This window comes from Pseudolysobacter antarcticus (assembly GCF_004168365.1).
GTDB classification, from domain to species: Bacteria; Pseudomonadota; Gammaproteobacteria; order Xanthomonadales; family Rhodanobacteraceae; genus Pseudolysobacter; species Pseudolysobacter antarcticus.
Map to the genome: position 1 here is coordinate 2,832,207 of NZ_CP035704.1, position 18,749 is coordinate 2,850,955.

Annotated in this window: 13 protein-coding genes and 1 pseudogene; 8 read left to right on the top strand and 6 right to left on the bottom strand. The window is 58.2% G+C overall.

Features of this window, described 5'->3' with window-relative positions:
- Positions 1-8: 8 nt before the first annotated feature.
- Positions 9-191 (bottom strand): 30S ribosomal protein THX, encoded by a 183-nt coding sequence (locus ELE36_RS12070; RefSeq protein WP_129833625.1) that lies wholly within the window; start codon positions 189-191, stop codon positions 9-11.
- A gap of 235 nt (positions 192-426) precedes the next feature.
- On the opposite strand from ELE36_RS12070, the gene ELE36_RS12075 reads away from it, so the two are divergent.
- Positions 427-1,431 (top strand): patatin-like phospholipase family protein, encoded by a 1,005-nt coding sequence (locus tag ELE36_RS12075; RefSeq protein WP_129833627.1) that lies wholly within the window; start codon positions 427-429, stop codon positions 1,429-1,431.
- Positions 1,432-1,487: 56 nt separating this feature from the next.
- Here ELE36_RS12075 and ELE36_RS12080 read toward each other — a convergent pair whose 3' ends face one another.
- From ELE36_RS12080 to ELE36_RS12100, 5 genes are all read right to left on the bottom strand, one after another.
- Entirely contained in the window at positions 1,488-3,560 is a 2,073-nt protein-coding gene (locus ELE36_RS12080; RefSeq protein WP_129833629.1) for a serine hydrolase domain-containing protein, read from the bottom strand.
- 47 nt (positions 3,561-3,607) lie between these two features.
- Positions 3,608-5,323 (bottom strand): N-acyl-D-amino-acid deacylase family protein, encoded by a 1,716-nt coding sequence (locus tag ELE36_RS12085; protein WP_129833631.1) that lies wholly within the window; start codon positions 5,321-5,323, stop codon positions 3,608-3,610.
- A gap of 64 nt (positions 5,324-5,387) precedes the next feature.
- Positions 5,388-6,599 carry an FAD-dependent oxidoreductase gene (locus tag ELE36_RS12090; RefSeq protein ID WP_129833633.1) on the bottom strand — a complete coding sequence of 404 codons (1,212 nt, stop codon included), beginning with the start codon at positions 6,597-6,599 and terminating at the stop codon, positions 5,388-5,390.
- A 13-nt stretch (positions 6,600-6,612) separates the two neighbouring features.
- Positions 6,613-7,641 carry a cation diffusion facilitator family transporter gene (locus ELE36_RS12095; protein ID WP_129833635.1) on the bottom strand — a complete coding sequence of 343 codons (1,029 nt, stop codon included), beginning with the start codon at positions 7,639-7,641 and terminating at the stop codon, positions 6,613-6,615.
- Positions 7,642-7,777: 136 nt separating this feature from the next.
- A complete protein-coding gene (locus ELE36_RS12100; RefSeq protein ID WP_129833637.1) occupies positions 7,778-8,251 on the bottom strand; it encodes a MerC domain-containing protein in 474 nt (157 codons plus the stop codon).
- A 114-nt stretch (positions 8,252-8,365) separates the two neighbouring features.
- Between ELE36_RS12100 and ELE36_RS12105 the strand changes: the two genes are divergently transcribed.
- The 7 genes and pseudogenes from ELE36_RS12105 (at position 8,366) to ELE36_RS12135 (ending at position 18,639) form a co-directional block, all read left to right on the top strand.
- Complete coding sequence (locus ELE36_RS12105) at positions 8,366-9,100, top strand: ATP-binding cassette domain-containing protein (RefSeq protein WP_129833639.1); 735 nt, start codon at positions 8,366-8,368, stop codon at positions 9,098-9,100.
- Positions 9,097-10,356 (top strand): ABC transporter permease, encoded by a 1,260-nt coding sequence (locus ELE36_RS12110; protein ID WP_129833640.1) that lies wholly within the window; start codon positions 9,097-9,099, stop codon positions 10,354-10,356. Before ELE36_RS12105 ends, ELE36_RS12110 begins: the two co-directional genes overlap by 4 nt.
- A gap of 253 nt (positions 10,357-10,609) precedes the next feature.
- A pseudogene (locus ELE36_RS20805) lies at positions 10,610-10,998 on the top strand (DUF3299 domain-containing protein).
- A gap of 126 nt (positions 10,999-11,124) precedes the next feature.
- The gene (locus ELE36_RS12120; RefSeq protein WP_129833642.1) at positions 11,125-12,381 is read left to right on the top strand and encodes a hypothetical protein; all 1,257 of its coding nucleotides are present in this window, start codon (positions 11,125-11,127) and stop codon (positions 12,379-12,381) included.
- Between the two features lie 93 nt (positions 12,382-12,474).
- Complete coding sequence (locus ELE36_RS12125; protein ID WP_129833644.1) at positions 12,475-13,515, top strand: NAD(P)H-dependent flavin oxidoreductase; 1,041 nt, start codon at positions 12,475-12,477, stop codon at positions 13,513-13,515.
- Between the two features lie 349 nt (positions 13,516-13,864).
- Positions 13,865-15,652, top strand: a complete 1,788-nt coding sequence (locus ELE36_RS12130) for a M14 family metallopeptidase (RefSeq protein ID WP_129833646.1) — start codon at positions 13,865-13,867, stop codon at positions 15,650-15,652.
- A gap of 230 nt (positions 15,653-15,882) precedes the next feature.
- Complete coding sequence (locus ELE36_RS12135; protein ID WP_129833648.1) at positions 15,883-18,639, top strand: FG-GAP-like repeat-containing protein; 2,757 nt, start codon at positions 15,883-15,885, stop codon at positions 18,637-18,639.
- Positions 18,640-18,749: the final 110 nt, after the last annotated feature.

Here is an 18,749-nt window from a genome sequence, read left to right on the forward strand (position 1 = left end):
TACAACCTTCAGGCAGCGGGCTTTTTCGCCGGTGCCTTCTTGGCGGCGACCGGAGCTGCTTTCTTGACGGCGGGTTTTGCCGTCACGGCAGACTTGGTCACTACGGCCTTCGTCGCAGAATGCGGACGTGCGTTGCCATAGCTACGGATAGCGGTTTTGCCTTTGGCGGTCTTGCGGTCACCACGGCCCATGAAAACTCCTTAGAAAACTAGCGGAAACGGCCGCGTAGCTTACCAGCTCCGTGGCCCGGCGCAACAAAAAAGCCTAGCGAGAATGGAATTTGCCGCCATCGGCGCGCATTACCGGGCTTGCGCAAAACCGTATCGAGCCTCTGCGAAAACCGGAATCGGCCGCAACGATCAGCGATTATCCAACGCCTGGCAGCATCGAAATACGTGTTCGCCACAAAACGTTATGATCGTCCGCATGGAAAATGTGACCGCGATGTTGCACCAGCCAATCACTGTCAGCCTTGCGCTGCAAGGCGGCGGCGCGCATGGCGCGTTCACTTGGGGCGTACTCGATCGACTATTGCAGGAACCCTTGCTGAGTTTCGATGGCATCAGCGCCACCAGCAGCGGCGCGATGAATGCCCTCGCCCTGGCGCAAGGCTGGCTGGAAGATGGTCGCGACGGCGCGCGCGCCAAACTCAAGACGTTGTGGGAAACCGTCGGCAATCAAAGCAGCGTGATGCGCTGGGCCTCGGCAACACCGGCGGGCGCTACTGCCAGCGCGATGATGTTGCAACTCACGCGCTATTTCACGCCGAAGGAAATCAATCCGCTAGGCATCAATCCGCTGCGTGGCATGGCGAATTCATTATTCGATTTCGAGCGCCTGCGACTTGAATCGCCGCAGCGACTGTTCATCGCGGCCACACGCGTGCGCGATGGCAAGTTGACCTTGTTCGACAATGCCCAGCTTACGATTGACGTCCTGCTCGCGAGCACTTGTCTGCCGCAGTTGTTTGCGCCCGTGATCATCGATGACGAGATGTATTGGGACGGTGGTTACGCTGGCAATCCAGCGCTCGAACCGTTGCTGTATCGCTGCGATGCCAACGATATCCTGTCGGTGCTGGTGCAGCCGTTGCAACACGCCCAGCCACCGAAGAATGTGCGCGAGATTTCGCTGCGCATCGTCGAGCTGGGTTTCTCGACTACATTCCTGCGCGAGCTGGACACCTTGCTCAAGGCGCGCGAATCACTGGCGGGAGATTCGGTACGCAGTTGGATCGGCGATCGCCTCAACAGCATGCGCATGCATCTCATCGAACCGGGCGAATCGCTCGACAGCTACAGTCCGAAAACACGCATGAATACGCGCCTGAGTTTCCTGCGCAATCTGCGCGATCTCGGCCATGCGCAGACCGGCGCGTGGCTCGCACAACATGCGGATGTGCTGGGCAAGCGTGCAACGGTGAATCTATAACTTGAGGTTTCAATAAAGCCGGCAAGATAAATCAGCGCTCAGCAAATCGTGTCGCGCTATTGCCCGACCGCCAGATGCGCGCCGAGCACATTCCAGTACCACAACATCGCGATGCTCGCGAGCATGATCAGCAGCACGAGTGTGTGGCGGAATTTGCGCCAGAACGACCAGTAGCGGACTTTCCAGATCGACGGCCACAGAACGACGGCGAGCACGGTCAAGCCTGTCGCGGCGTAAGCCAACGCCACAGTCACGCGCAGCGGTGTGGTCGGATAGACAAACACGATATCGCTGCCGCCTGCGGCGATCTGCGCGAGCGTCACGAGGGCGGTACCGAGAAATGCGAGCCAGATCAATGTCGCGGCCACCAGCGCGGCGACGGCGCTCGGTGCGCCACGCCGTGAGCTGCGCGGTATCGGCAACGCGCGACGGCGCCAGACGCAGAGCAGAACGCCGATGCAGGTCAACGCGAGCAGCGCCATTATCTGCGCAAAGGTCGATGGCGCATCGAGCACACCAATGCGATCGGAATAGGTGTGCCCATAAGCGCCGGCCGTACCACTGATGCGACCCGTGGCATCGGCGAAAAACTGGATGTGCTGATCATTCTCAACCGAGCGGAAGCTCAACGCCCCATCCTGTACATAGCGTTTGGCCTGTGCGCCATCGCTGACGAGAAGATAACCCTCAGGCGTAATGCCGACGTCGACCACACTGTCGATCGCGGTGAAAAACTTTTCCAGCGTGGAATAATTGCGTCGCTCGTTCTGGTAACTGCCGACAAAACGCTGACCGCTGATAGCAAAATCCTTGGCCGGTTGCGGCAACGCGCTGGGGTTTGCATCGGCCAGAAAATGCTCGAAGATCAGGCGCGGCAACGTGGTTGCGAATTCGCGTCCGCTATCGGTGTTGGCCGAAACGAATACCGCAACTCCGGCTTCGGGCAGCACGACCATGTCCGACAGAAAATACAAGGTCGCGCCGCCGTGTTCGAGGCTTTCGTAACGGCCATATGGTATGCGAAAAAATCCGTGCGCGATGCCGCCAACCTTGTCGCCGTTGCGATAGGTGATCTTGCCGAGTTCGTCGAAACTCGCGGCCGGCAAAATCGTCTTGCCATCTAGGCTGCCGCCATTCAAAAGCATGCGCATGTAGCGCGCCATGTCGGCCGCCGTGCTCGATCCGGCGCCCGCCGGACTCAGCGCCGAAATGTATTCGAACGGCTCGGTCTTGAATCCGCCAGCGGCGCGATGAAATCCACTCGACCACGCCTTCGCCAGCGCCGCATCGACATGGCGCGCATCGCTCGCCGGCAACGGTTCACGAAAGGTAGTGTGCTGCATGCCGAGTGGCACGAGGATGTGCCGCTCGACATAAACCTCGAACGGCTCACCGGATACGTGCGCGACGATGGCGCCGAGCAGCCCGACCGAATAATTCGAATACACCGCATGCGTTTCCGGTTCGCGCACACGTTGCGGGCGATAACGCGCGAGATAGTCGTCGAGACTCAGCACATCCTTGCTCGATTTCTTGAACAGATGACCGAGTGCGCTGTCCTCGAAACCCGCGGTGTGGCTGAGCAGATGCCAGAGCTTGATCGGCATGTGGCCGTCATCGATCAGCTTCAGTTTTTCGGGCAGATAATTATTGATCGGTGCATCGAGCTGCAACTTGCCTTGCTCAATCAACTGCATGGTCGCGATGTAGGTGAAGGTCTTGGAAATCGAACCGATACGAAACAGCGTCGAAGCGGGATCGACATCGCGCGGTGGATCGAACGCCGCAGTGCCATAACCGCGCAGCAGCAGGTCGCTGTTGCGATCGACCACGGCCACCGTGACACCGGCGATGCCATCCTTGGTCATGTAGGCGCGCACCACACCATCGACAAATTCGGCGAGCTGTGCCGGCGCGATCAGCGGTGCCGGCGTGATCACCACCGGCGTTGCCGGCGGCGCCTCGTTCGGCTTCGGCGACACGTTCGGCGCGGCAGTGGCAATCGCTGCGACCGGCGTCTTGTGTGGATCGGGCGACGCCGCGATTTGCGCAAACGCCGCGTCGTTAGCAAACAACAATGAACCCAGCAACAAGGTGGCGGCGCAGGCCGCGATACGAGCGAATTTCATGACTATTTCCCTTTCGCGGAAAACGGGGATGGCATACGAAATGATGGTCAGTGTGCAGCGGGCGCGACATAACCCGGGCCGCGCACGACACGTCCCGGCATCGCGCCGGTATGTTCACCGTTGCGCAACACCTGCACGCCGTTTACGAGGACATCGCGCACGCCGCTGGCGAATTGCTGCGGCTGTTCGTAGCTCGCGTGGTCGGCGATCGTAGCCGGATCGAACACCACGATATCGGCGAAATAACCCGGCGCGAGGTGACCGCGATCCTTGAGCTTGAAATTCTCCGCGGGCAACGCCGAAAGCCGGCGGATCGCATCGGGCAGAACCGCGACATGTTCATCACGCACATAACGACCGAGGAAACGCGCAACGTTGCCGTAGGCGCGCGGATGCGGCTGCAGTTTGGCGAGCACACCTTCGGGCGCGTACGAGCCTTCGTCGGAACCGAGACTGACCCAGGATTGGCTCAGCCCGAGTTTGACGTTTTCCTCGGACATGATGAAAAAAATCGTGTCGATGCGTGAGTGATCCTCGATGATCAAATCGACCGCCACATCTTCCGCCGACGTGCCACGCAGCGCCGCAACTTGCGCCAGCGTCTTGCCGGTCAGCGGCTTGAGTTTTTCGCTGTTGAAGCCGTTCAGCAGGATATGTTCCGGCCCGCCGGTGGCGTAGCAGATATTTTCCCAACCGTTGCCGGGGCGGCGCATTTCAGCGACTACACGCGCGCGAATCTGCGGTTGTTTCAAGCGCTCGATCCACGCGTCCATGCCGCCTTCCTGCAGCGCCGTATCCATGCACGCATTGAGACCAGTGCCGCCCGCGGTGTAGGCGTACATGTTGGCGCTGACCGACACGCCTTGCGCGCGCGCCGCCGCGATGCGCGCGATCGCCTGCGGCATCTTCGACCAGTTGTCGCGACCCGCAGCTTTCATGTGGTAGATCTCAGCGTGACCGCCGCTGGCGCGCGCGATACCGATGAGTTCATCGATGCCTTCGAGCAGGCGATCACCCTCGCTGCGCATGTGCGAAATGTAACCGCCGCCCGACTCCGCCGCGGCCGTGGCGAGCGCAGTCAATTCGGCGGTCGTCGCATAAGTGCCAGGCGCATAGATCAGCGCCGAACCGACGCCAAGCGCACCTTGCTGCATCGCTTCGCGCACAAGATTCTGCATGCGTCGCAACTCGTCTGCCGACGGCGCGCGATTGGCATCACCGAGCACATTCTGGCGCACCGTGGTGGCGCCGACAAACGACGCGACATTGGTCGACACGCCCTTGTGCTGCAAGAATTCGAGGTATTCGCCGAGCGTGGTCCAGGTGATGTCGTATTTGATATCACCCTGCTCTTTTTTCATGTCGGCTTTAATCGCATCCGTCAGCGGGCCGTACGACCAACCCTCGCCGAATACTTCCAGCGTGACGCCCTGCATCAGGTCTGATGAGGAACGTCCATCGGCGATGAGGGTATCCGTCGCCCACGACAACATGTTGATGAAACCCGGTGCGACCGCCAGACCCGACGCGTCGATTTCGCGCGTGGACTGGGCCGCATGCAAGTCGCCGATCGCGACGATGCGGTCGCCGCGCACGGCAACATCGGCGATGCGCCCGGGCAATCCGCTGCCATCGTAAATCGTGCCGTGGCGAACGATCAGATCGTAACTGGATGGCGACGTGATGCGTGCGGTCGTTTGACAACCGCCAAGCACAAGGATCAGCAACAGGCTCGGCAAACCCCGTCGATAATTGGATGGCATATTCGGACTCCCCAGTCAGTAGCAGAGGATAGCGCGATGCGGCGATCTGCCCAAGGGTCTTGGGTCAGAAATTTTCGTCCGGCAAATCGCCGAACAGCCAGCCGGTCTTGGTGCCGCTGAGGGTTTTTGCCATGTGATATTTCGCGATCGGCGCACGACAGATCGGCCCGAGCAAGGCATCACGCAAACCGCTTGCAACGCGCGAATCGGATTGAAAAAAAGGCGTCAGCCATTTGCTCGCGGTCTGGTAATAACGCAGATGCGCATGGCGTTTTTGCGAGTAGCTTGCGAGCGCTGTCGGGATGTCGTCTTGCGCGGCCAGACACTGCGCCAGAACCGCCGCATCGACCAGCGCGAGATTCGCGCCTTGCCCGAGTTGCGGACTGGTCGCATGCGCGCAATCGCCGATGCACACCACGCGTCCGTCGTGCCAGTGGCGCATGCGTACGTCGGCATAACTCGCAAACGTCAGTTGCTCGGGCGAACGGATATGCGCGAGCACCGACTCGATCGGCGCGAGTGCCAGCACATCGTCTTTCCATGCCTGCAAACCTTCATTGCGCCAGTGCGCCAAGCGATCCGCGCGCAGGCTCCAGAACAGGCTGATCACGGGCAGATTTTTTTGCTGATACGCATACCCTGTGGACATCAGTCCGAGCATTTGTCCGGCGTGCCGAAACCATTGGCGCAAGACGCCGCTAGTCACACCGTCGTCGGGAATAATCGCCCACAACGCGCCCCACGGATATGGCGTCACGGTCTGCGGAATGGACAGCGATGCGCGCAGCGATGAGCGGGTGCCGTCGGCAATCACCACACCATCGAATTCGCCAAGCGATGTGTCGTCGTTGAACAATTCAACGCTGTCGGCGTGATGAAAAAAACGCGTCACCGCGGTTGCGATGCGCACCTCGATAGCCGCAACCAGCACCGCCTGCCACAACACTGAAAACAACGTGCCGCGATGCAGACCGAGGCCGAATTGCTGCGCATCCCAATCGTGATAACGCACGTCGAGCACGGTGCGGCCATGTGCATTGGTGCCGAACAAACGATCGTTGCGCGCGCCGTGAGCGAGAATTTCATCGAGCAATCCGAGCGCCTGTAAAACACGCATTCCCGCCGGTTGCAGAAGAATGCCCGCACCTACTGCGGTGGGATTATCGACGCGCTCGAACAGCGTAATACGATGGCCGGCGCGTGCCAGAAATAACGCGCTTGCCGCACCTGCCGTGCCGCCACCGATGACGGCGATATTGCGTGTGCGCGGTGGCATGAGCCGGCAACGATCAGTCGTGACACTGAATATCTGGGCAAGCCTTCAGCTCGATCTGCACAGTGGCATGGCGGATCTGGTAACGCTCGTGCAAGAGCTGCTTGATGTCGCGCAGCACCTGGTCGCTATCGATTTTTTCGGCGTCGGTGCTGGTCGCAAGCCGCACATGCAAGGTCGCCATGTGGGCGCCGCCGACGAGTTGCCAAAAGTGCAAGTGATGCACGTCTTGCACAGCGGCGACATCCTGCAACAGTGTTGCCGTGACTTGCGCATGATCGATGTTATCCGGCGTGCCTTCGAGCAGGATATGCCCCGAGCGTTGCAGCAAACGCCACGCGCCACGCAGGATCAACAGCGATACCAGCACCGACAAAATCGGGTCGGCCTGCAGCCAGCCGAAATAACGGATCAGCAACGCTGCGACCACCGCGCCGAGCGAACCGAGCAGGTCGCCCAGCACATGCAGATTCGCACTGCGCATGTTCAGATCTTCATCGCCATGCGCATGACCATGATCGCCGTGCGCATGCGGTCCGACATGCAACACACGCAGCACCAGCGCATTGATAACGAGCCCGGCTAGCGCGATCCAGAACATCACGCCGGACAAGATCGCTTCCGGCTTGAACAGGCGCATGCCGGCTTCGGTGACGATCCACGCCACCAGCAAAAACTGGATCAGCGCATTGCTGTAGGCGGCCAGCACTTCGAGGCGGGCGTAACCGAAACTGCGTCGCGCATCGGGCGGACGTCGCGAAAAATGCGCGCCGGCCCAGGCCAGCAGCAACGCTAACGCATCGACCAGCATGTGGCCGGCATCAGCGATCAACGCGAGCGAGCCCGACCACCAGCCGCCACCGGCTTCGACCAGCAAGGTGATCAAGGTGAGGGCGAATGCGAGTAGCAGACGGGATTCGTTGCGCGAGGTCGGCGCCGGATCTTTTATGGCCTGATTTTTTATGGCGCGATCTTTTATGGCATGCGCTGCGTGCGATGCATGCGGATGATCGTCATCGTCATCGTGCGAATGCGGCGTACTCATTTTGTGGATCGCCAGCGGCGGATAAGGAAGCTCATGCTAGGCAAAGTCGGCGCCGTTACACAATCACCTGCGTCAGCATGACCATGCGTTTGATCGAACATTCTCAGCAAAAATAGAGAAGTATTACGACGACGTTTCAGTGAACGCAAAACGAATCGTGTACATGCATCTGCACGTGCGAGAGACGCAGATTGATCAGATGCGCAATCGTCACCAGCGTGCCGCCGGTTGCCACCAACAAGGCATGTGTCGTGCTGCCGGCATGGCCATCGAGCGCGGAGCCGGTCCACAACAAAACCAGGCCCGGCAACAGAAACCAGAACGCGCGAAAAACGTGATGGCGGCGATAACCGATAATGAGCGTCACCGATGCCAGCACCGTGGCGAACGCGATGAACGCGTGCTCGAAACCGTGATCGGCAAGAAATGTCAGGCCGAGCGCCGGCAGCAATGCAAGTACGAACGGCAATGCCGCACAATGCAGCGCGCACAAAAACGCCGCTGACGCGCCGAGCCGATCGGCGAGACGGATCAATTTTCCCGGTGGCTTGGGTGATTGCGATGGCTGCAAGAAGATCTCCGGCACGACGTTGTGGTTATAATATAACATATACGTTGTCGGATTGACTACTGCCCGTGCCGATGCCGATTGTCGATGGCACAGCGGCAGGCAAGAGTACGCAATCGCCGCGACGTATCCCCGCAAACCCCGTAGGCTAGTACGATGACCGAAAAACCTGCCACCGATTCCATCATCACTCTGCGCGATCTGCGTTTCGCGTGGCCGCGTGGTCACGATGTGCTGGAGATCCCGCTGCTGCAGGTCGCTCGCGGCGAACGCCTGTTCCTGCAAGGTCCGAGCGGCAGCGGCAAAAGTACGCTGCTCGGTCTGCTCGGTGGCGTGCTCATTCCGCAACACGGTAGCATCGAGGTGTTGGGTCAATCCTTGGAAAAATTTTCGGGATCGCTGCGTGATCGTTTCCGTGCCGATCATATCGGTTTTGTGTTCCAGATGTTCAACCTGCTGCCGTATTTGAGCCTAATCGAAAATATCACGCTGCCCTGCCGTTTTTCGCCGACCCGCGCAAAACGCGCGCAGGCGAACGGTGGTTCGTTGCAGGACGAAGCGACACGCTTGCTGCGCGAGCTGGGCCTCGACGCGACCGCATTAAATCAGCGCTCGACCAGCGAGCTCAGTGTCGGCCAGCAACAACGAGTTGCGGTGGCGCGCGCGCTGATCGGCGCGCCGGAAATTCTGATCGCCGATGAACCCACGTCTGCGCTGGATAGCGACACGCGGGTATCGTTTCTGAAACTGCTGTTCGACGAATGTACAAGAGTCGGCACCACGCTGATTTTCGTCAGCCACGATCTCGGCCTCGCGCCATTGTTTTCGCGCACACTCAAACTCGCAGCGATCAATCGCGCTGGCAGTTTTGCGACGGCCACCGCAGCATGACCTTGCTTCCGCTCGCGTGTAAAAGTCTGATCAATCGCCGTTTCGCGGCGCTGCTCACCGTGCTCACAATCGCCGTGAGTGTGACCTTGTTGCTCGGTGTGGAAAAAATCCGCAGCCAGGCGCGCGACAGTTTTGCGAGCACGATTTCTGGCACCGACCTGATCGTCGGCGCGCGTTCCGGCCCGGTCAATCTTTTGTTGTATTCGATTTTCCACATCGGCGATGCCACCAACGATGTATCGTGGCAGAGTTATCAGGAAGTCAGCGCGTCGCCGCAAGTAGCGTGGACGGTGCCGATTGCGCTGGGCGATTCGCACAAGGGTTTTCGTGTGGTCGGCACCACGCCGGAATTTTTTTCGCGGTATCACTATGGCGCACGTCACGAACTGGTGTTCGATGCCGGCAAGCCGTTCGACGATGTCTACGACGCGGTGATCGGCGCCGAAGTCGCGGCCAGACTCGGCTACACGCTCGATCAGCAAATCGTGATCGCGCACGGCATGGGCGCGGTGAGTTTTGTCGAGCACAAGGACAAACCGTTTCGCATCGCCGGCATCCTCGCGCGTACCGGCACACCGGTGGATGCGAGCGTGCTGATCAGCCTGCACGCGATCGAGGCGATCCATATCGACTGGCAATCCGGCGCACGTGTGCCGGGCCAGACGATCTCCGCCGACGACGCGAAAAAAATGGATCTCACGCCAAAAACCATCACGGCGTTTTTGCTCGGACTCAAGTCCAAGGTGGCCACGTTCGGCTTGCAACGACAGATCAACGACTACCGCGCCGAACCGCTGCTGGCGATCCTGCCGGGCATCGCCCTGCAGGAATTGTGGGGCTTGGTCGGCACCGCGGAAAACGCGCTGCTGATCGTCAGCGCGCTGGTGGTGATCGCCGGTTTGCTCGGCATGCTCACGGCGCTCGTGACCACACTCAACGAACGTCGCCGCGAGATGGCGATCCTGCGTTCGGTCGGCGCGCGGCCACGCGTGATTTTTGGCTTGCTGGTGCTCGAAGCGGCTTTGCTGACCGTGCTCGGCATCGTTTTGGGCGTCGCATTTTTGTATCTGGCATTGGCGTTCGCGCAAGGCCCGATCGAATCACATTACGGTATCCTGATCAGCCTGAATGCACCGACCTTGCGCGAGCTGTTATTGATCGCGCTGGTGGCCGCAGGCGGAGTGTTCGCGGGCATCGTGCCTGCAGCGCTCGCGTATCGCAATTCGCTGGCCGACGGCCTTTCTTTACGACTTTGAATTTGAAACATCGATGACTTTTTCATACCGCATTTTCTTGATCGCCGTTGTTTTTTTCGTGGCTCTTGGCAGCGCCTGCAGCCGCGATACCTCATCCGCGACCTCCTCACCGGCAACCGGCGCACCAGCGGCAACAGCAACGCCAGCCACAACAAAACCGGCAGGCAAAGCCGATGCCAAGGCAATGGTCGCAGCGGCTGCGCAGAACAAGCCTGACAGCGAAGGTTATCGCGAGCTCGACTGGCTGGAAATGATGCCCGATGGCGATCTCGAAGCCTTGAAAAATCCGCCGCCGGTGAATCACGACGGCTCGATGCGTGCGCAACAAAGCGGCTCGACCAAGACCGTGCCGATACTCAACGGGCAGAAGGTCAAGCTGCCCGGTTATGTCGTTCCGGTCGAGACCAACGACAGCGGCGAAATGACCGAATTTTCTTCGTGCCGTATTTCGGCGCATGTATCCACGTACCGCCGCCACCGCCGAATCAGATCCTGTACGTGCGCCTGAAAAAAGGCGTGAAGCAACCCGAAATCTGGGATCCGTACTGGGTCAAGGGCATTCTCAAGATCGAGCAGTTCGCCAACGACACCGCGGCGACGGCATATACGATGGATGCGGATGTGTTGATGCCTTATCAGTAAATCGGGCAGCGAATTCAAAGGGGTGCGGTTATCTTTGCAGCACGCCAGAGCTTCAACGCATCGCCGCCATAATCAGGTCATGACAGCGCCACGCCAAGCACTCGATTTGCGACTAAACTGTTTCGCATGAACACCCATACAAAGATCATCAATGTGTTCGCCGCGCTGGCGCTCGGCACGCTGTGCGCTTTCAGCCACGCTACATCCGCGCAGGATTGGCAAGGCGAATGGGGACAATGGTCGTCGCCCGACAACGGCGTGAATTTGTATGGCGGCAGTATTTCGATTTTCGCGTGCTCGCAGGAAACTTCGACTTGCCGCATGCGCCTGAATGCAGAATCGGCAAAAACGCGGTGTGAGTATTATTTCTCCGGCGATTCCCACCACGATATCGAGATGACCTGGTCGACGGATGATTCCGCAACAACGCAATTAACAGACGCAAAAGGCCAAACAAAGCAGTGTCGCGTCGATTTGAAACTCGAAAACATCGCCGGCAAACGGCAAATCCATGCCGAATCACGTGGTCCGCAATGCGATTATTTTTGCACTGACGGCGCGGTGATTCCGCAGACTTATGTTTTCCATCGTGCCCAGCCCTATCTGTGGCATTCGACGCCAATATGCTTCGCAGATGATCGCGACTCGCGCCAGGCATGGTGTGACGATGCGAACATACAGGCACTGGAGCAGCGCCTGTATGACCTCGGCAGCAAATACGACGCGCTGAAACACGATGATGCGCTTTACCAAAAACAATTTGTAGTACGCGAAGCCGCGCTAAAAACCTGCAATGGCGCCAAGGATACTTCAGACTGTCTGCTGCACGCTTATACCAGCGATGTCAGCGACTTTGAACATGCCGTTGCGATGGCGCAGACCGAACGCGACAAGGCCGAAAAGCTGCTTGCGCAGAAAGGCGATGCCACACAGGCATCGAAGTTGATAACACAGATCGATGGCGTTTATAAAAAACAATTTGCGAACGGCAATGTCGATGGTGAGCATTACACTTCTGAAGACATTCTGGAAATCGTTCGAGTTGCCGAAGATGCCGTGTATTTCCGCGCCAGCCTCGCATTTTTCAACGGCCACAGCTGCGGTCAACACGGCATCGCGCGATTCAGTCAGGCCGGCGTATTCGTGTTCAACGATACGCAAAAATTCGCTAACGATGCGGTCTGCCGGTTGCAATTCGAAGTCAGCGACAAGGCGATCACGATCAAGGACCCCGATGGTTTGTGCCGCAATTATTGCGGTGCGCGCGGCTCCTTCAACGGCGAGACGTTTCTGCGCAGCGCGCGGCGGACGATTCGTTACATGACGATACTCAAGAATTCCGAGCAGTATAAAGAAGCGCTGGGGACGCTCGATAATCCATGATGTTTCGCGCAAATCAATCCGAAAAAAAGCGCCTATCCCGCAGCGGAGATGACGCAAACTATTTCTTGTCGATGACGATACCCAGAGATTCCGATGCACGATCTGAAAGCGCTGTTGCGCATAAAGTTACCGATCATCCAGGCGCCTATGGCTGGCGTACAAGGCAGCCGACTGGCAATAGCCGTGTCGAACGCTGGCGGCCTCGGATCACTACCTTGCGCGATGCTGAGTACAGCATCGTTACGCAACGAACTGACTGCGATCAAAGCTGCGACCGACAAACCGTTCAACGTGAATTTTTTCTGCCACACCCCACCGTTGGCGAATGCAGAACGCGAATCGGCCTGGCGCAAAATCCTCGCGCCGTATTACCGCGAATTCGGATTGAGTAGCGACGATATTTCCGCGTCATCACCACGTCTACCTTTCAGCAACGAAGCCGCCGATCTGCTCGAAGAATTCCGGCCCGAGGTGGTGAGTTTTCATTTCGGCTTGCCGTCCGCCGAACTGCTCGCACGCGTGCGTGGCTGGGGCGCAAAAATCCTGTCGTCGGCTACCACGATTGAAGAAGCCGCCTGGCTTGAGCGGCATGGTGTCGATGCGATCATCGCGCAAGGTCTTGAGGCTGGTGGACATCGCGGCATGTTTCTCACGCAAGATCTGGATTCGCAAATCGGCATATTCGCGTTGCTGCCGCAGATCGTGCGGGCCGTGAATATTCCAGTGATTGCGACGGGCGGCATCGTCGATGCAAACGACGTTGCCGCGGCACTGCGACTCGGCGCCGCGGGCGTGCAAGTCGGCACGGCGTATCTGCTTTGCGCCGAAGCCGATACCAGCGCCGTACATCGTGCCGCGTTGAAAAGCGATAGCGCACGGCATACCGCGCTGACCAATATTTTTACCGGACGCCCCGCGCGCGGAATCGCCAATCGCCTCATGCGCGAGCTTGGTCCCATCGATGAAAAGACGCCGGAATTTCCACTCGCCGCAACCGCCCTCGCACCGCTTCGCGCCAAGGCAGAAAGTCTGGGCGGCGGCGATTTCTCGCCACTCTGGGCCGGTCAGAATGCAAGCCGTTGTCGCGAGATTTCTGCAGCCGAACTCACTCGCGAACTGGCACAAGGTTTATAGTCGCAAGCCGAATCTTGCAGAGGATGCGCGGCGTAGGGGTGCCAGCCAGAGTTTCCGCGATTGCATCAACCGCCTGCGCATCGAAGCCGTCAATGGGCTACTGCGGCATTCCTGCGACCAAGCGCTTGCAGCGCATGTTGAGTTTTAATCAAGCCTGCATTGGAAACATCTCGCTGCCGCGGGCCGCCCGATCGTTCTATGCTGCGCTGTCGCCCGGGTGTTTTCACATGACCTTTGGGCGAAAGACAGGCGTTGCAGACTTTGTTCTAATCGACGCCAGTTCACGGCAAGCCCCCAATAGCAAATCGGCGGCGCCGGCTTATCGAATTTATCTACAGGAAATCCCGACATGATGCGTAACCTGATTTTCGCAACGACCCTGGTTTTGGCCGCGTCCAGCGTGTATGCCGCCGGCAACGATCCACTCAGCACTGTCGCCGAGCGTTCGGGATTTCTCAAGACCGGTCGTTACGATGAAGTCATCGAGTTGTGCAACGCTTTCCAGAATGCCTATCCGAAACAGGTGCGCTGCATCGAGTTCGGTCGCACGCCCGAAGGTGGGCCCATGAAAGCGCTGGTCGTCACGCGCACCGGTGCGCTCACGGCAGAAGAAGCGCGCAGTCGCGACCTGCCCGTGCTGCTGATTCAGGGCGGCATCCACGCTGGCGAAATCGACGGCAAGGACGCGGGTTTTCTCACCATGCGCGAGATCCTCGACAACAAATCGGCGAAAGGTGCGTTAGACAACGTGCTCGACAAACAGGTGATCATTTTCGTGCCGGTGTTCAATGTCGATGGCCACGAAAGATTCGGTCGCTGGAACCGTCCGAACCAACGCGGCCCCGAGGAAATGGGCTGGCGCACGACCGCGCAGAATCTCAATCTGAATCGTGACTACGTGAAAGCCGACGCGCCAGAAATGCAGGCGATGCTGCGTCTGGTCAACGCCTGGGATCCGCTCGCTTACATCGATCTGCACGTGACCGACGGCGCCAAGTTCGAGCACGATGTTTCGATCCAGGTCGAACCCGCGCATGCCGGTGATGCCGAGCTGCAGAAGGCCGGTATCGTACTGCGTGATGCGGTGATCGCCGACGTCGCCAAAAAAGGCTCGTTGCCGCTGCCGTATTATCCGTCGTTCATCGCCAACGACGATCCAAGCTCGGGCTTTGAAGACAGCGTGCCGCCGCCGCGTTTTTCCGACGGTTATTTTTTGCTGCGCAATCGTTTCGGCATGCTGGTCGAGACGCATTCGTGGAAGAACTACAAGACCCGCGTCGGCATCACCCACAACACGCTCGTCGCGGTGATCGGCCAGATCGCCGCGCACGGCGCCGACTGGTTGAAGGCCGCACGTGCCGCCGATACGCGCGCTGAAAAACTCGCCGGACAAACCGTTCCACTCGACTACAAGGCCAGCGCCAAGACGCGCATTGTCGACTTCCGCGGTTACGCTTACACACGCACGATGTCAGATGTTTCCGGTGCGTTGATGACGCACTACGATGAAAAAAAACCACAGATTTGGAAGCTGCCGCTGCACGACGATATTCAGCCGATCGTGAGTATCGCCGCGCCACAATCGGGTTATCTGGTTCCGGTCGCTTTCGCGAGCGCGGTGGCGTTGAAACTGCAGCAACACGGCATAGAGTTTCGCGTCGTCAATGCGCCGCAAGCAAAGGTCGAGGTCGAAGCCTTCCGCGCGAGCAAGGCGAATTTTTCAGCGCAATCGTTCGAAGGCCATCAAACACTGACGGTGCAAGGCGCATGGAAAACCGAATCGCGCGACCTCGCTGCCGGCGCATTATTCGTACCGATCGCTCAGGCCAAATCTCGTCTGGTGATGGAGTTGCTCGAACCGCAAGCGCCCGATTCGCTGGCCGCATGGGGTGAGTTCAACAACGCGTTCGAGCAAAAGGAATACATGGAGGAATACGTCGCCGAAGACGTCGCGCGCGAACAGCTTGCTGCGAATCCAGCGCTGGCCGCCGAGTTCAAGAAAAAACTGGCCGACGACGCGGATTTTGCCAAGAACCCGCAAGCGCGCCTGCAGTTTTTTGCGAAGCGACATTCATCGTGGGATGAGCGCCTGAATCTGTATCCGGTGCTACGCACAGCTGTGGCGCCGGAACGTTAATTTGCTTCATCTTTCCCCGCCGCTCGCTGTGCAGGACAACAATCACGATTCATCGAGCGTCGACCCATGACTCTTGGTCAATGGTAAAGCACATATTATCTTCCAATAGTCATGCATCGTCGGCAGAATGCGCCCAATCGTAGGCGCAATTGTTTCGACACAACTGCCGAAATCCACAAGTCACCACTGGGAATCCCGAGCCATCTCGGGAGCGTATCAAGGAGTAGTTCATGCACGGCAAAAAAGAATTCTTCGTGTCCTATAGAACTTCGCGGCGTTTGCGTGCGACAACTTTGCTGCTAGGGCTTTGCTTGAGCGTTTGCGCTTCAGCAGATACCACAACAGTGGCGATTTCTGCTGCGAGCAAAGGCAGCAGCAGTGTGCCGGTAAATATCAATTTCCCGGTGACACGCAGTGGCGATACCAGCTACGACACGATACTTAACTATCATACTGTCGACAGCACCGCGTTTACGGGTATCGACTATTACGTCAACTACGGCACTCTGCTGATTCCGGCCGGATCCGCAAGCGCAAATATTCCCATACTGCTCGCCGCCGATGCATCCGCCGACCCCGACAAGAATTTTCAGCTCGTGCTGGATAGTGTGACGGGCATTGGCGCTACGCCCAGTTTTTCCACACAGCAGATTTTCGCCACCGGCGCCGCTCCCGGCGGGCTCGCTATTGCCGACATCAATGGCGATGGCGCGCCGGACATGATCGTTGCAAATGCCTCCGACAATACCGTGTCGGTATTTTTGAATATCACGCCACCGGGCGTGAGCATGACCAACTATGCGCCAGCACAGACATTCAGCGTCGGATCAAACCCGGTTGCAGTGACGGTTGCAGATGTCAACGGCGGCGGCAAGCCTGATCTCATCGTTGCCAACTCCGGCGATAACACGATTTCCGTGCTGCTCAACACGACCGTCATAGCACCGTTCCCGTTGTCCGCCAGTTTCGCCACTCAACAAATCTTCGCCACAGGCGCACACCCGAGCAGCGTAATAACTGCTGACATCAACGGCGACGGCAAGCTTGACCTGATCGTCACCAACACTCTGGCCGATAGCGTCTCGGTATTGCTCAACAACACGATAGTACCGGGCATATCGCCACTGAGCTTCAGTTTACAAACGCCCTTTGCGACCCAGTCGCACCCCGTTTCAGTCGCCGCTACCGATATGAACGGCGACGGCAAGGTCGACTTGATTGTGACCAACCATGATGCGAATACCGTCTCGGTGCTGTTCAGCGCCACGATAACGGGTGCATCTGCGCCAAGTTTTTCGACACAACAATCATTGTTTACCTCAACCGGACCTGCTTCGGTGATTACTGCGGACATCAACGGCGATGGTCGGCCTGACCTGATAATCACCACCGACGACAGCATCAATCCCGCCGTCTGCGTTCTGCTGAATACGACTGTAGCGAATGCGCCCGTTCCGAGTTTTGCAATGCCACAAATGTTTTTCCCGGGCTTCGGCCCTGTTTCAGTGGTCGCTGCCGACCTCAATGGCGACGGAAAACTTGACCTCGCGGTGGCAGCCAAAGGCAGCGGACTCGCGCTGGGCGAAGTCGACATACTGCTCAATCAAACCCCCGCCGGGGCGAGCCAGACACGCTTCAGCACATTGCCGCTTTTCAACCCTGCCGGATCGCAGGCGAACACGTTGAAAATTTCCGACATGAATCGCGATGGCAAACTGGATCTCATTGTCACCAACACTGGCGACAATACGGTTTCGGTATTGCTCAATACCACGGCAGCGACAAGCGCGTTGCCGGGCTTCTCCACCCGCCAATCTTTCGCTGCCGGCACAGGCCCCACATCCGTCGCCGCAGCTGATCTGAACATGGATGGCAAACTTGATCTGATCATGCCCAATTACGACGACAACACTTTTTCTGTACTGCTAAACGCAACAATGTCAGCTGACAGCTTGGAAAGCTTTACTCAGCGACAAACATTTGCCACGGACGCAAGGCCATACGTTGTCGCAATTGCCGATATCAACGGTGACGGGATACCGGACGTCATCACCGCGAATCAAGATAGCGATACCATCTGCGTATTTCTCAACACCACTACGCCCGGCGCGACTCAAATAACGTTTTCCCCGCGGCAGGCGTTCAGCACGGGAGCGCAGCCATCGGATGTCATTAGTGCTGATGTGAACGGGGATGGTAGACCTGACTTGATTGTCACAAACTTCGCTGCAGGCTCCGTTTCCGTGTTGCTTAATACCACACCACCCGGTGCATCGTCGTCGAGCTTTTCCACTCTGCAGAGTTTTTCTGTGGGACTACATGGCATCGAAAGTGTCGCCATCGACATCAATGGCGATGGTCGGCCGGATTTGGCTACCGTAAACGCCATAGACAATACCGTATCGGTGCTAGTCAATGTCACACCGCCAGGCGCCGCAACGGCGAGTTTCGCAAGCCAGCAGACTTTCGCAACCGAACTGGCACCCCAATCTATCGTTGCCGCCGATGTAAATGGGGACGGCAAACTGGATCTGATCATTGCAAATACCCTGAGCAACAGTGTTTCAGTGTTGCTCAACACCACAGAGCAGGCCTCGGCGGTAGCCAGTTTCAGTGCACAGCACTCCTTCCCCACAGGCGCACACCCTTTCTCGGTCGCTTACGCGGATATTGACGGCGATGGCAAACCCGACATCATCGTCGCGAGCTACAAGGACAGTACGGTCTCGGTACTACGCAACACGACAATGCCAGGGGCAGCGACGCCAAACTTCGCAACACAACAGACCTTCGCCACCGGCGGCTATCCCTTTTGGGTAACTGCCACCGACCTCAATGGCGACGGCAAGCCAGATCTGATCGTTGCGGACACGGGTATAAGTGCTGTATCGATATTACTCAACACCCAATACAACAGTCTGATCAGCGGCAGTCCCGCAACAGGAACGATAGTGCACGATCTGCTTTTCGCCAGTGGATTCCAATGATCGAACGCTAGCGTCACTGTAATTTTTCTTGAGCCCACTTCCTTCGTGGGATGATCGTCTCAATCTGCATCCGGCACTACGCGCAACGTGGGGCAATAAGCATTGCTAGC